At 71.7% G+C, this 14214-nt stretch carries 12 protein-coding genes; 8 read left to right on the forward strand and 4 right to left on the reverse strand.

Features of this window, described 5'->3' with window-relative positions:
* Positions 1 to 136: 136 nt before the first annotated feature.
* Positions 137 to 2398 (forward strand): catalase/peroxidase HPI, encoded by a 2262-nt coding sequence (gene katG, locus BSZ37_RS10215; protein ID WP_095510453.1) that lies wholly within the window; start codon positions 137 to 139, stop codon positions 2396 to 2398.
* A 150-nt stretch (positions 2399 to 2548) separates the two neighbouring features.
* Here katG and BSZ37_RS10220 read toward each other — a convergent pair whose 3' ends face one another.
* On the reverse strand, positions 2549 to 2914 hold the full coding sequence (locus BSZ37_RS10220; RefSeq protein WP_095510454.1) for a nuclear transport factor 2 family protein: 366 nt from the start codon (positions 2912 to 2914) through the stop codon (positions 2549 to 2551).
* A gap of 88 nt (positions 2915 to 3002) precedes the next feature.
* Positions 3003 to 3464: a YybH family protein gene (locus BSZ37_RS10225; protein WP_095510455.1), complete on the reverse strand. Its 462-nt coding sequence runs from the start codon at positions 3462 to 3464 to the stop codon at positions 3003 to 3005.
* A 60-nt stretch (positions 3465 to 3524) separates the two neighbouring features.
* Here BSZ37_RS10225 and BSZ37_RS10230 point away from each other — a divergent pair, with 60 nt between their 5' ends.
* Positions 3525 to 4874, forward strand: a complete 1350-nt coding sequence (locus tag BSZ37_RS10230; RefSeq protein WP_095510456.1) for a sensor histidine kinase — start codon at positions 3525 to 3527, stop codon at positions 4872 to 4874.
* Here BSZ37_RS10230 and BSZ37_RS10235 read toward each other — a convergent pair.
* Entirely contained in the window at positions 4871 to 5779 is a 909-nt protein-coding gene (locus tag BSZ37_RS10235) for an SDR family NAD(P)-dependent oxidoreductase (RefSeq protein WP_095510457.1), read from the reverse strand. The genes BSZ37_RS10230 and BSZ37_RS10235 overlap by 4 nt on opposite strands.
* 143 nt (positions 5780 to 5922) lie before the next feature.
* On the opposite strand from BSZ37_RS10235, the gene BSZ37_RS10240 reads away from it, so the two are divergent.
* The gene (locus BSZ37_RS10240) at positions 5923 to 7860 is read left to right on the forward strand and encodes a DNA gyrase/topoisomerase IV subunit B (RefSeq protein ID WP_095510458.1); all 1938 of its coding nucleotides are present in this window, start codon (positions 5923 to 5925) and stop codon (positions 7858 to 7860) included.
* Between the two features lie 57 nt (positions 7861 to 7917).
* Positions 7918 to 8118: a hypothetical protein gene (locus tag BSZ37_RS10245; RefSeq protein WP_095510459.1), complete on the forward strand. Its 201-nt coding sequence runs from the start codon at positions 7918 to 7920 to the stop codon at positions 8116 to 8118.
* Between the two features lie 23 nt (positions 8119 to 8141).
* Here BSZ37_RS10245 and BSZ37_RS10250 read toward each other — a convergent pair whose 3' ends face one another.
* Positions 8142 to 9002: a DUF3667 domain-containing protein gene (locus BSZ37_RS10250; RefSeq protein WP_179299563.1), complete on the reverse strand. Its 861-nt coding sequence runs from the start codon at positions 9000 to 9002 to the stop codon at positions 8142 to 8144.
* Positions 9003 to 9214: 212 nt separating this feature from the next.
* On the opposite strand from BSZ37_RS10250, the gene lepA reads away from it, so the two are divergent.
* The 4 genes from lepA to lepB (BSZ37_RS10270) all read left to right on the forward strand — a co-directional run bounded on the left by lepA (position 9215) and on the right by lepB (BSZ37_RS10270) (position 14168).
* A complete protein-coding gene (lepA, locus tag BSZ37_RS10255) occupies positions 9215 to 11011 on the forward strand; it encodes a translation elongation factor 4 (RefSeq protein WP_095512362.1) in 1797 nt (598 codons plus the stop codon).
* A gap of 86 nt (positions 11012 to 11097) precedes the next feature.
* Positions 11098 to 11892: a hypothetical protein gene (locus BSZ37_RS10260; RefSeq protein ID WP_095510461.1), complete on the forward strand. Its 795-nt coding sequence runs from the start codon at positions 11098 to 11100 to the stop codon at positions 11890 to 11892.
* Between the two features lie 96 nt (positions 11893 to 11988).
* Positions 11989 to 13086 (forward strand): signal peptidase I, encoded by a 1098-nt coding sequence (gene lepB, locus BSZ37_RS10265; RefSeq protein WP_179299564.1) that lies wholly within the window; start codon positions 11989 to 11991, stop codon positions 13084 to 13086.
* Positions 13086 to 14168, forward strand: coding sequence for a signal peptidase I (lepB, locus tag BSZ37_RS10270; protein ID WP_095510463.1), 1083 nt, complete (start codon positions 13086 to 13088; stop codon positions 14166 to 14168). The genes lepB (BSZ37_RS10265) and lepB (BSZ37_RS10270) overlap by 1 nt, the downstream gene beginning before the upstream one ends.
* The last annotated feature ends 46 nt before the right edge of the window (positions 14169 to 14214 follow it).

Consider the following 14214-nt stretch of genomic DNA (forward strand, 5'->3'; position numbering starts at 1 on the left):
CCGCCCGCCTCGGTGACGACGCCGAGGCGGGCAAAGAGCCGGCGAAGCGGGGCGCGGCGTGGACGATCGGGCCGAGCCGGATCCGAGGTGGGCCTATTTTCGTCGTCACGACAGACAGTTCCACCGCCCCCTTCTGATGGCCTACCCGACGACCCCCTCCGACAGCCCCTCGACGTCCACCCACGGCGCGCCCCCGACCGACGCGCCCTCGACCGGGAAATGCCCGTTCGGTTACACGCCCGGCTCGGGCCGTTCGAACCGCGACTGGTGGCCGAACCGGCTCGACCTCTCGGTCCTCCACCAGAACAGCCCGCTCGGCAACCCGCTCAGCGAGGACTTCGACTACACGTCGGCCTTCCTGAGCCTCGACTACGACGCCCTCAAGCAGGACCTCCGGGACCTGATGACGGACTCGCAGGAGTGGTGGCCCGCCGACTACGGCCACTACGGGCCGTTCTTTATCCGGATGGCGTGGCACGCCGCCGGGACGTACCGCGTCGGCGACGGTCGCGGCGGCTCGTCGAGCGGGACCCAGCGGTTCGCCCCGCTCAACTCGTGGCCCGACAACGCCAACCTCGACAAGGCCCGCCGCCTGCTCTGGCCGATCAAGCAGAAGTATGGCAACGCCATCTCCTGGGCCGACCTCCTCGTCCTGACGGGCAACGTCGCGCTGGAGTCGATGGGCTTCGAGACGGCCGGCTTCGGTGGCGGCCGGGAGGACGTGTTCGAGCCCGAGGCCGACGTCTACTGGGGCACCGAGGAGGAGTGGCTCGCCACCTCCGACAAGCCCAACAGCCGGTACAAGGAGGGCCGCGCGCTCGACAACCCGCTGGCGGCGGTCCAGATGGGCCTCATCTACGTCAACCCCGAGGGCCCCGACGGCGAGCCCGACCCCGCGCGGTCGGCCCACGACATCCGCGAGACGTTCGGGCGGATGGCCATGAACGACGAGGAGACCGTCGCGCTCGTGGCCGGCGGTCACACGTTCGGCAAGAGCCACGGCGCCGGCGACGCGTCGCTCATCGGGGCCGAGCCCGAGGGCGCCGAGATCCACGAGCAGGGGCTCGGCTGGACGAGCGGGTTCGAGAGCGGGAAGGCCGGCCACACCATCACGAGCGGCATCGAGGGCCCGTGGACGCCCACGCCCATCACGTGGGACATGACCTACTGGGACATGCTCCTCGACAACGAGTACGAGCTCGTCAAGAGCCCGGCCGGCGCGTGGCAGTGGGAGCCCACCGACCTCGACGAGAGCAACACGGCGCCCGACGCCCACGACGCCTCGAAGCGCGTCCCGACCATGATGACGACGGCCGACATCGCCCTCAAGGTGGACCCGGCCTACCAGGAGATCTCCGAGCGCTTCCGCGCCAACCCCGACGCCTTCGCCGACGCCTTCGCCCGCGCCTGGTTCAAGCTGACGCACCGCGACATGGGACCGAAGGCGCGGTACCTCGGCCCGGAGGTCCCCGAGGAGGACTTCATCTGGCAGGACCCGCTCCCGGCCGTCGACCACCCGCTCGTCGACGCCGACGACGTGGACGACCTCAAGACGGCGATCCTCGCGACCGACCTCTCGGTCTCGGACCTCGTGTTCGTGGCGTGGGCCTCGGCCGCCTCGTTCCGCAACTCCGACAAGCGCGGCGGCGCGAACGGCGCGCGGATTCGCTTGGAGCCGCAGCGGAGTTGGGAGGCCAACGACCCCGAGCGCCTCGGGCGCGTGCTCGACGCCCTCGAAGAGATCCAGGGCAACTTCAACGACGCCCAGAGCGACGGCAAGCGGATCTCGCTGGCGGACCTCATCGTGCTCGGCGGGGCCGCCGCCGTCGAGAAGGCCGCGCGCGACGCCGGCCACGACCTCTCGGTCCCGTTCACGCCGGGCCGCGCCGACGCGACGCCCGAGCAGACCGACGCCGAGTCGTTCGAGCCGCTCGAGCCCAAGGCCGACGGGTTCCGCAACTACCTCCACGGGGACGTCGCCGTCCCGACCGAGGCGCTCCTCGTGGACCGGGCCCAACTCCTCGCGCTCTCGGCGCCCGAGATGACCGTCCTCGTCGGCGGCCTCCGCGCGCTCGACGCGAACTACCAGGGCACCAAGCACGGGGTCCTCACGGACCGCCCGGGCCAGCTCACGAACGACGTCTTCCGCAACCTGCTCGACATGAGCACGGAGTGGGTCCCGACGTCCGACGACGCCCTCGAGTTCGAGGGCCGCGACCGGAGCACGGGCGAGACCAGGTGGACCGCCACGCGCGTCGACCTCGTGTTCGGGTCGAACTCGCAGCTCCGCGCGCTCGCCGAGGTCTACGCCCAGGACGACATGGCGGGGACGTTCGCCCGCGACTTCGTGACGGCGTGGACGAAGGTGATGAACGCCGACCGGTTCGACCGGGCCTAGCCCGGCGCCTCCGCGGCAGGATGCGCGTGCCCGCCTCCGGCTCCGCTCAGGAGAGCCGCCGAGGCGGGCACGCGTACGTCTTGGACAGACTCGGAACGGAGCGCAGCGTGGCGCTCCCGCCCGCCTCGACGTCGAGGCGGGCGGAGTCGGTCAGGCGTCGGCCTCGACCTCGTCGCGGTCGAGCTCGGCGCCGACCTCGTTCGAGAAGTGGCGCGTGCAGGCGTCGCCGTCGAGCACGAACGCGTTGACGATACGAAACGTCCCGCGCTCGCCGGTCACCGCGTACATCGCGAACGCGCTGTCGCCGGTCGTCTGCTGGTACACGACCTCGACGCCCTCGATCTCGCCGTGGAAGTCGAAAAAGTCCGTGAACCGCTGGCGGACGGCTTCGGCCCCCTCGGCGGCCCACTCGAACGAGACGAGGGCCGCGTCGTCAGCGTAGAGGGCGAGGACGGCGTCGAGGTCGGCCGCGGCGACGGCGGCGACGTGCTGCTGGAGAAAGTCGGAGGCGGACATGGCAGGGGAGGAGAGGGGCTCGGCTCGAACCCGGCCGGTCCCGCGTCGGTCCCGAGGCGGGCCGACTCGGGGATCTCCCCGCCTCGGGCTAGCCGTCGCGGTAGTCGGCCGGGCGGAGGGCGCCGCTCGCGTCGCGGACGTGCGTCTCGGTGCCCGGCACGACGTCCGTGTTGTGGGCCGCCGCGCACCGCCAGCCGTCGGCGTGGCGGCGCATGACGAACGAGAACACGGTGTGCCGCGCGCCCGGCCGGTCGACGCCGCCGCCCGGGCTCTGCCCGTCGAGCCGGACGCGCGCCTGGACGAGGGCGACCGTCTCGGCGAGTCGCTTCTCTTCGGTCCGGCCGACGGAGAGCGTCGAGTCGGGGAAGATCTCGGCGAGGCCGTAGGCGTGGGCCCGGCGGATGGCCTCGCGGTCGTGCCACCAGAGCCCGACGACGTTGACGAACGCGGCGTCGGGCTCGAACAGGTCGGCGAGGGCGTCGGCGTCACGGGCGGTCCAGGCGTTGGCGAAGGCGGCCGGCATGGCGCCGGGCTCGGGGAGGGCAGGCATGGCAGAAAGGCGTCTCTGGAGGCGCGAACGCGCTAGGTTCGGGCCGGTCTCCTCCGTCCCATGCCCTCGCTCCTCCGCCGGCTCCGCTCGGCGTTCGCCGTCCACCCCAACGGCCCGACGCCCGTCACCGACGCGGTCGCGGGCGACCTCGCAGCGCTGTCGCGGCGGCGGGCCCGCGTCGTGGCCTGGGTCGGGGTCGTCTCCGCGTTCCCGGCCCTCTACATCGACCACTGGGTGCCGTACGAGGCGGGGCTCTGGGCCGAGGATCCGACCTACCACGTCGGGATCCTCGTCTGGCGTTTCGCCACGATCGTGACGCTCGGGGCGTTCCTCTGGATCGACCGCCGGACGCCGGCGGGGCGAGCGCCGGACACGAGGCTCGCCAGCGGGTTCGGCGTGCTCGGCATCGCGCTGACGGCTTGGTTCGGCGTGTGGTTCGTGCAGAATGGGCCGTCCTACCCGATGTTCTCGTTCCTGCTCCTGATGCTGGCGTTCTTGCTCCACCCGCCGTCGCGGTGGATGGTCGGAGCCTACGCGCTCGCGGCTCCCGCTGCGCTGGCCGGGGCGTTGGTCCACGGGACCCCGCCACCCGTCGTCGTCGAGTGGGTCGCGCCCTACGTCCTGACGGTGGTCCTCGTGATCATGGTGGACCGCGTCCTCTATCGGCGGGTGTACCAGGGGTTCGAGTCGGAGCGGCGGCTCGGGCGCGCGAACGCGGAGCTCCAGGCCACGCTCCAGACGCTCCACGAGACGCAGGCCCGCCTCGTCGAGGCCGAGCGCCAAGCCGAGCGGACGAGGATCAGCCGCGACCTCCACGACTCGGTCGGCGCGCAGCTGTCGTCGCTGCTGGCCGGCGTCGAGCTGGCCAAGCTGGCCCGCCGATCCTCCGATGACGACGCCCCACCCGTCACGCTCGAGGAGGTCGAGGCCGACGCCCGCGAGGCGCTCCAGCAGCTCCGCGAGACCGTCTGGGCGCTCCACACGGCCGAGATCACGGTCGAGGGGCTGGCGGCCCAGCTCCGGCGGTTCGCCGAGGCGCGGGCGCGGCGGGCCGGGATGCACGCGGCCGTCCACGCCGAGGGCGACCGGTACGCGGCGCTCCCGGCGGCCCACGCGCTCCAGCTCTACCGGATCGGGCAGGAGGCCGTTCAGAACGCGGTCAAGCACAGCGGCGGGACGGCCGTGTCGGTCCGCGTGGTCGTCTGCGGGGGGCGGGTCGATCTCGTGGTCACCGACGACGGGACATTCCGGACGCCCGTGCCCGTCGCCGGCGACGGCGCACCGTCCGGCTTCGGGATGTCGACGATGCGCGACCGGGCCGCCGGCCTCGGCGGGTCCCTCGACCTGGACACCGAGGCGGGCACGACCGTCACGGCGTCGGTGCCGCTGGACCCGGAGCCGGTGGGCTAGCCCGCCAGTCGGGAGAGCGCGTCCCACACGGCGGCGCCGACCGTGGGGGCGCGCGCGGCGGCGGGTGGGTCGGCCTCGTGGGGGCGGCGGACGTGGCTGCGGGTGAGCCAGCGGCCCGTCCGCTCGCCGTACTCGGGCGCGGTCGCGAGCACGAACGGGCACCGCGCGCCGACCGACGGCGGGAGGTAGAGGAGAGAGAAGAGCTGCGCGAACAGGCCGCTCAGGCCGCCTAGCCCCATGAAGATGCCCGTCCTCACGACGCCCGGATGGCAGGCGTTGGCCGTGACGCCGGTGCCGTCGAGGCGCCGCGCGAGCTCCAGCGTCCAGACGGTCGCGGCCAGCTTCGAGCGGCCGTACGCCTTGATGGGGGAGTAGCGCCCGTCCGCGTAGCGGAACGTCTCGGCGAGGGCGTCGGGGGTGGCGGACGAGAACCGGCGGCTCTGGGCCTCGCTCGACACCGTGACGACGCGCGCGCCGCCGTACGTCTCCGCCGTCCGGAGGAGGAGCGGGTGGAGCGCCTCGGTGAGGACGAACGGGGCGAGCGCGTTCAGCGCCATCGTCAACTCGACGCCTCCCTCCGTCATCCGGCGTTCGGGCTGGAGCGTCCCGGCGTTGTGGATGAGGACGTCGAGCCGGCCGGCCGCCTCGGCGACGCGCCGGGCCAGGTCGCGCGCGCCGTCGGGCGTCGAGAGGTCGCCCCGAAACGCGGCGTGCGGACCGTCGACGGCGAGGGTGGCACGGGCTCGGGCGAGCTTGTCGGGGTCGCGGCCGTGGAGGAGCACGCGCCAGCCGTCGGCGGCGAGCTGTTTCGCGAGGGCCAGGCCCAGGCCGCCGTTCGATCCCGTAACGAGGGCGGTCGGTCGGCCGTCCGGACCGGACGGGGAGTGGGTGGGGGCGGACTCCATGGCGGCGAGGGTGGGGCCGGGGCTACGCCTCCGGGGTGGTCGAATCTCCCATCGAGGCGGGAAGGGTGGCCCTCGATCCACTGTCGGTGCGGTGTCACCGGGCCCCGCGTACCTTCGGCCAAAGACGTCCCCCCAACGTTGATATGGCAGAGGTCAAGACTTACACCGGCGCCGACATCCAGGTCCTCGAAGGCCTGGAGCCCGTCCGGAAGCGCCCCGGCATGTACATCGGCGGCACCGGCAAGTCCGGGCTCCACCACCTCGTGTGGGAGATCGTCGACAACGCGGTCGACGAGGCCACGAACGGGTACGCCACGCAGATCGAGGTCACGCTCCACAAGGACGGCTCGACGGTGACCGTCAGTGACAACGGCCGCGGGATCCCGGTCGACAAGCACCCGACCAAGAAGGTGCCGGCGCTCCAGGTGATCCTCACCACGCTCCACGCGGGCGGCAAGTTCGACGGGTCGAGCTACGTGACCTCGGGCGGGCTCCACGGCGTCGGCTCGTCGGTCGTCAACGCGCTCTCGTCCGAGCTCGTGGCGCAGGTCAAGCGGGACGGGGCGCTCTACGAGCAGCGCTACGCCCGCGGCGTCCCGACGACGAAGCTCAAGAAGCTCCGCTCGAACGTCCGCGGGACGGGCACAACGATCACGTTCACGCCGGACGAGGAGATCTTCGACAAGACGGACCTCGATGCGGACACGATCAAGGAGAACCTCGAGGTCAAGACGTACCTCAACGGCGCCCTCCGGATCGTGTTCAAGAACGAGGCGACCGGTGAGCGCGTCGAGTTCCACCACGAGGGCGGCATCGTCGAGTACCTCGACCACCTCGTGGCGGAGGCGGAGACCCGGCGGATCCATCCGGACCCGTTCGTGGTCCGCCAGGACGAGTTGGAGGACGGGCTCCGGACCGAGCTCTGCATGGTCTGGACCGAGGCCCCGCGCGAGTCGATCACCAGCTTCGTCAACGGCATCCCGACGCGCGACGGCGGGACGCACGAGCAGGGGCTCAAGGACGGCGTCACGAAGGCGATCCGGAACTACATCGACACGCACGACCTCGGCCAGAAGAAGCTCGAGATCACGGCCGACGACATCCGCGAGGGCCTCGTCGCCGTCGTCAACCTGTACCACGTCGACCCGCAGTTCCAGGGGCAGACAAAGGAGAAGCTGAACAACCCGGAGGCCCGCTCGGCCGTGTCGGGCGCGTTCCGGACCGAGTTCGAGCAGTACCTCAACGCGCACCCGTCGACGGCCGAGGCCATCGTCGCACGGATCATCCAGGCGGCGAAGGCGCGGCAGGCGAGCCGCGCGGCCGCCAAGAACGTCCGCCGCAAGAGCGCCGTCAGCCACCGGCTCAACCTGCCCGGCAAGCTGGCCGACTGCTCGAGCACGGACCCCGAGGAGTCCGAGCTGTTCATCGTCGAGGGCGACTCGGCCGGCGGCTCGGCGAAGCAGGGCCGGAACCGGAAGACACAGGCGATCCTCCCGCTGCGAGGCAAGGTCCTCAACGCCGAGCAGGCGACGAAGTCGAAGGTGTTGGGCAACAAGGAGCTCTCGAACATCGTGGACGCCCTCGGCTGCGGGCTCGGCGAGGACCTCGACCTCTCGAACCTCCGCTACGGCAAGGTCATCCTCCTGATGGACGCCGACGCCGACGGCCTCCACATCGCGACCCTCCTCCTCACGTTCCTCTACCGCTACATGAAGCCGCTCATCGACGGCGGCTACGTGTACGTCGCCCAGCCGCCGCTCTTCCGCGTCGACGCGGCGAAGGAGACGTACTGGGCGCTCGACGAGGCGGACCGGGAAAAGATCATCCGGCGGATCAAGAAGAAGAGCCCGCGCGCCAACGTCGAGGTCCAGCGGTTCAAGGGGCTCGGCGAGATGATGCCCCAGACGCTCAACGAGACGACGCTCGACCCGGACAAGCGCCGGCTCCTCCAGGTCTCGATCCCGGAGGGCTCGCTCCTCGAGACCGAGAGCGCCATCACGGACCTCATGGGCCGCGACGCCAGCGCCCGGTTCGAGTTCATCATGGCCAACGCCGCCCACGTCGACGACCTCGATGTGTAGGGTGTCCAGGCCCGCCTCGGCGACCGTCCCGACCGACCCGTCGAGGCGGACCGCCCCGTGACCCGACTCGACCGGCTCGGACTGTCGCTGCTCGCGGGCGGGATCGGCCTCGGCGTCGTGAACGTCGTGACGTGGGCGCTGGGGCGGGGGATGGGCGCGTGGCGGCCGCCGCTGTCGGGGGCGTTGATGGCCGCGGGCCTCGTCCTCCTGGCCGTCGGCGTGTCGCGGGGGATCCGCCAGCAGCGGGAGGAGGACTGAGCCGCCGACGGCGGGCGCCCCGGTCACCCCATCGCCTGGATCGCGACCACGGCGCCGTAGAGGATCGACCCGCCGATGACGGCGCCGAAATAGACGACGAGGGCGAGGACCATCGAGAACGCGGAGAGCGCGGCCGTCGACAGGCGGCGGTCGAAGAAGCCCCGTGCGCTCCAGGCGGCGTACCCGACGTAGAGCAGGAGCCCGGCCGACCCGATCCACTGGTTGCCGAGCGCCGCCGAGAGCGGCGTGAACACGAGCATCGACGGGAGGACGACGGCGACCTCGATGTACGCGCCGAGGACCGCGCACTCGGCCAGGGTCCGGCCGCGGTCGCCCAGGAGCCAGCGGCACGCGAGCGCGAACGGGAGGATCATGAAGACCGCGAAGTACGCGCCGTAGGTGTAGAACAGGTGGAACGCCTCGATCACGCCGTCGAGATACGCGTCCATAAAGGCCGCCAACTCGGCGTCGTCGACGGGGCGAGCGGCGAGTTGGCGCTCGAACTGGTCCATCATCATCCCGTCCACCCGGTCTCCGATGACGGAGAGGAGCAGCGCGTACACGGCGTACACCACGAACAGGAGCGTGATGGGGTGGGTGTACGTCTGGCGCCGGCCCTCGACGAACGCGTCGGCCACGGCACCCGGCCGGCGGACCACGTCGAGGAGCGTCCGGAAGAGGCCGCGGTCGAGGTTGAGCCGGCGCTTGCGGAAGTCGCGCCAGAGCGAGCGGAATGTGAGCCGGTCGGCGACGGACTCGTGCTGGCCGCAGGCGTGGCAGTACGCGCCGACGAGCGGCGTGGCGCACTGGAGGCAGATGGCCGCGGGGGCGCCGTCGCCACGTACGAGCACGTCGGGGGCGAGGGCGGGCAGGACGTCGGGCACGGGTGTGCGGGGCGTGTGCGACGCGAAGATCGCCGCCCGGGGGGAGAGCGTCAAGGACGGGTGAAGAGGCGCGGCCCCGCGCCCACCCGCCTCGGCGCGTCGCCGAGGCGGGCACACGCTCACGCGGATTTCGGGGGGCGGTGGCACGGCGGGCGCTAGTTTCAGCGTTGACCGAAACCGACGCCCCCAGCCGCACCGCGCACCGACCGCTCGTGGACCAGAGCCGCATCCGCAACTTCTGCATCATCGCCCACATCGACCACGGCAAGTCGACGCTGGCGGACCGCCTCCTCGAGGCGACCGGCACGCTGACCAGCCGCGAGATGCAGGCCCAGGTCCTCGACTCGATGGACCTCGAGCGCGAGCGCGGCATCACGATCAAGAGCCACGCCATCCGGATGCCGTACACGGCGCCCGACGGGGAGAAGTACGTGCTCAACCTGATCGACACGCCCGGTCACGTCGACTTCACCTACGAGGTGTCGCGCGCGCTGAACGCCTGCGAGGGGGCCATCCTGGTCGTCGACGCGGCACAGGGGATCGAGGCGCAGACGATCTCGAACCTCTACCTCGCCATCGGCCAGGACCTCGAGATCATCCCGGTCCTCAACAAGGTCGACCTCCCGAGCGCGCAGCCGGAGCTGGTAGCCCAGTCGATCACCGACCTCATCGGCGGCGACCCCGACGACGTGCTCCACGTGAGCGCCAAGACGGGCGTCGGCGTCGACAAGGTGCTGGAGCGCATCGTCGAGCGCGTGCCGCCGCCGACGGGCGACCCCAAGGCGCCGCTCCAGGCGCTCATCTTCGACTCGACGTTCGACACGTACCGCGGCTCCGTCGTCTACGTCCGCGTCAAGGAGGGGACGCTCCGCAAGGGCGACGCGATCGAGTTCATGGCGACCCACGCCCGCTACAACGCGGAGGAGATCGGGCACCTCAAGCTCAAGATGGCGCCCGTCCAGGAGCTCGGGCCCGGCGAGGTCGGCTACGTCATCGGCTCCGTCAAGGACGTGGCCGACACGCGCGTCGGTGACACCGTGACGCACCAGCGTCGGGGGGCGAGCGAGCAGCTCCCGGGCTACCGCGACGTCAAGCCGATGGTGTTCTCGGGCATCTACCCGACCGACTCGAACGACTTCGAGGACCTCCGCGCCGCGCTCGAAAAGCTCCAGCTCAACGACGCCGCGCTCACGTACGAGCCCGAGACGAGCGCCGCGCTCGGCTTCGGGTTCCGCGTGGGCTTCCTGGGGATGCTCCACATGGAGGTGGTCCAGGAGCGGCTCGACCGCGAGTTCGGCCTCGACATCGTGACGACGATGCCGAACGTGCGGTACACCGTCGAGCTGACCGACGACAACCACACCGAGGTCGAGAACCCGTCCGACATGCCGGACCCGGGCTCGATCAAGGAGATCCGCGAGCCCTACGTCAAGGCCGAGATCATCACGCCGACCGAGTACGTCGGCGCGTTGATGGGGCTGTGCCAGGACCGCCGCGGGACCTACGTCACGCAGGAGTACCTCACGACCGACCGCGTGAACCTGAAGTACGAGCTGCCCCTCGCGGAGATCGTGTTCGACTTCTACGACAAGCTGAAGTCGCTGAGCCGCGGCTACGCGTCGTTCGACTACGAGTTCATCGAGGAGCGGGCCTCGAAGCTGGTCAAGCTCGACGTGATGCTCAACGGCGACACGGTCGACGCGCTCTCGACGATCGTCCACCGCGAGAAGGCGTACGACATGGGGCGGAAGCTGTCCCAGAAGCTCCGCGAGCTCATCCCGCGCCAGCTGTTCGACGTCGCCATCCAGGCGGCCCTCGGCAACAAGGTCATCGCGCGCGAGACGGTCAAGGCGCTCCGCAAGGACGTGACCGCCAAGTGCTACGGCGGCGACATCTCCCGCAAGCGGAAGCTCCTCGAGAAGCAGAAGGAGGGGAAAAAGCGGATGAAGCAGGTCGGCGCCGTGGAAGTGCCTCAGGAGGCGTTCCTCGCCGTCCTCTCGATGGAGTAGGGGGGAGGGACATGGGGACTCGGCAAATGGCACGTGGCAGATGGTGCGTCTCGGCGGGGCGGTGGCTCTTCCTCTGCGTCGTGGCCATGTCCCAGTTCCTCACGCCCCACGCCCAGGCGCAGAACGTGGTGCAGCTCCTCCGCGAGCAGCGGCGGGCGGCGCGGGCGGCGGAGGTCGTGGCCGAGCGCGGGGCGCGGCTGGCGGCGAGGCCCCTCGCCGAGCTCGGCGAGGTCGACCGGTGGACGCGGGCGTTCCTGGCCGTCGAGGCCGCGCGTCAGGCCGAGCGCGACAGCGTCCGCCGCGCCGAGGACGCCAAGGCCGACAGCCTCATCCGCCTCGCGCAGATGGCGTCGCTGCGGTGGCGGAAGGTCGAGCCTGGCGCGCAGCAGAGCTTCGTCGAGCAGTTCGGCGAGACGTACTGGCAGGCGGCGATCCCCGGCCCCCGGCTCCTCGTCGACACGGCGGCGACGGACCTCCTGCGGGGTCGCCTCCAGGCCGCCTTCGGCGACCCGACGCGCAACGGCGACGCCCGCGAGCGCCACGGCTACGGCGGCTCCGAGTTCGTCCAGTTCGAGTACTGGTTCGTCGTCAACGACTCGATCCCGCTCCTCGCGCTCGACGTCGACGGGCCGTTCGGGCACGGGCTCTTGGTGGCCAGCGACGAGCGCTACGCGGGGCTCCTCCGCCCGATCAAGGCCGACCTCTCGGCCCGCCTCGAGGCCGCCCGCCGGCCCGACCCGTGGCTCGACTACTACCACTCGTACGAGCGCCAGGCGTGGTACCGGACCGGCTACAACGGCGTCGAGCGGTTCACCGTCGAGGTCCGCCCGCCTCGGTGGAGCCGCCAGCCGCCTACCGACCGCTGGATCATCCACCGCTAGCGCGTAGGCGTGGGGCCGCCCGGCGCGTCGCCCGCAACTCCGCCCGCGCCCCCCGTACTGCGCCCCGCGCCTAGCTTCCCGGTTTCCCCCCAGCCCGTGCCGACGCCCGACCGCTCCCGTTCGTCCCGCAGCGCCCGACGCTCCGAGCGGCCCCCCAAGCCGACGTTCCGCGAGAACGTGTGGTACTGGGTCAAGGCCATCGCGGCCATCCTCCTCATCCGGGCGTTCATCGGCGAGCCGTACCGGATCCCGTCGGAGTCCATGGAGGACACGCTCCTCGTGGGCGACTTCCTCATCGTCTCGAAGCTCCACTGGGGGCCGCGGACGCCCGAGACGATCGGGATCCCGGTGACGCAGATTTACCTGCCGGGCCTCCGCTTCCCGCAGGTCCGGCTGCCGGGCTTTACCGAGCCCGACCGCGGCGACGTCGTCGTGTTCAACTACCCGGCCTCGGTCGACGTCGAGCGGGGGACGATCCCGTCGACCGTCCCGATCGAGCGACGGGCGCCCTACATCAAGCGGCTCATGGCGCTCCCGGGCGACACCCTCGCGGTGTTCGACAAGGTCCTCCACGTCAACGGGACGCCGATGCCGCTGGCGCCCACCATGAAGCAGCGCTGGACGGCGTACGCGCGGGGCGACACGCGGCCCAACGTCCGCCAGCTCGAGGAGATGGGGATCGACCTGCTCGTCGGCAGCGACCGGCAGGCGGAGGGCGGGGGGCGCGCGTTCGACGTGTTCGCCACGCCGCCCGAGGTCGAGGCCCTCACGGCCGACCCCCTCGTCGACCGCGTCGAGCCGTTCATCCTCCGCGAGGACGTCGTGGACCAGACCTACGGCGCGAACCCCGACCACGTCCCGCCGCGCGTGGTCCCGGCCGCCGGCATGACCATCCGGCTCGACGACACGACGCTCCCGATCTACGGCGAGGCGATCGCGCGCCACGAGGGCCGCCGCCTGGAGCGCGGGCCCGACGGCGGCGTTCTCCTAGACGGTGCCCCGGCCGACACCTACACGTTCGAGCAGGACTACTACATGGCGATGGGCGACGCGCGAGACAACTCGGTCGACAGCCGGTACTGGGGCTTCGTGCCGCACTCGCACCTCATCGGGAAGGCCGTGTTCACGTTCCTCTCCTTCAAGGGCGAGTTCCCGTTCGTGCGGCCGTCGCGGTTCTTCCGGCCGATCCCGTAGTGGAGCCGCCGTCCGACGACGCGCCCCGGCCCCCCGAGGCGGACGGCCTCGGGGAGACGACCGGCACGGCCGAGCCGTTGGAGGCGCCCATGGACGCCGCCGCCCCGACCGTCGAGACCGCCCCGTCGCCGACGAGCGCCGCGTCGCTCGGCGGCTGGGTCCGCGTGGTCGGGGGCGCCGTCCTCTTCGCGCTCGTCCTCCGCGTGCTCGGGTTCGCGGCCTACCGGATCCCGTCGACGTCGATGGAGGACACGCTCCTCGTGGGCGACTTCGTGCTGATCTCGAAGGTCCACTACGGCCCGCGCGTGCTCGGCGAGCGGCTCCCGGGCCTCGACGACCCCGACCGCGGCGACGTCATGGTGTTCAACTACCCGCCGAGCCTCGACCCGGAGATCGGGCGGCGGACGCCCTACATCAAGCGCGTCGTGGGACTCCCGGGCGACACGCTCTCGATCCGCGGGAAGACGCCCTACGTAGGCGGCGAGGCCGTGCCGACGCCGCGCCGTGGCCGGCGCCTCTGGGCCTTCGAGGGGCGGATCCCGCCGGCCGACTCGTTGGAGGCGCTCGGGCTGGGAGGCCGCGTTCAGCGGGCGGGGCCGGGCCGGTGGGTGGCCTCGGCGACCGAGCGCCAAGCCGAGCGGCTCGGGTTCTCGGAGGGCGTCGAGTCGCTCCAGCCGTACGTCCGCCCGGGCGGCGACGGGAGCGCGGCGTTCCCGGCCGCCAACCGGTTCAGCCTCGACGAGTACGGCCCGGTCGTGGTGCCCGCGCGGGGCGCGACGGTCCGCCTCGACGACGCCTCGTGGCCGGTCGTGCGGACGGTCATCGAGCGGTTCGAGGGCCACACCGTCGAGCGGACGGCGACGGGGTTTTTGATCGACGGCCGCCCGGCGGAGACGTACACGTTCGGGCAGGACTACTACTTCGTCCTCGGCGACAGCCGCGACGACTCGGCCGACAGCCGGACGTGGGGGTTCGTCCCGTTCGACCACGTCATCGGGAAGGCCGTCGGGGTGTACTTCTCGTGGGACGACGAGGCGGGGCGCCCGCGGTGGGAGCGGATCGGGCGCGGGGTGGGGGAGTAGGTCCAGGCGCCCCGCGCCGGCTCGTGGTCGCTCACGGGATGGAGCG

It is taken from the genome of Rubrivirga marina, assembly GCF_002283365.1.
Taxonomy (GTDB): domain Bacteria; phylum Bacteroidota; class Rhodothermia; order Rhodothermales; family Rubricoccaceae; genus Rubrivirga; species Rubrivirga marina.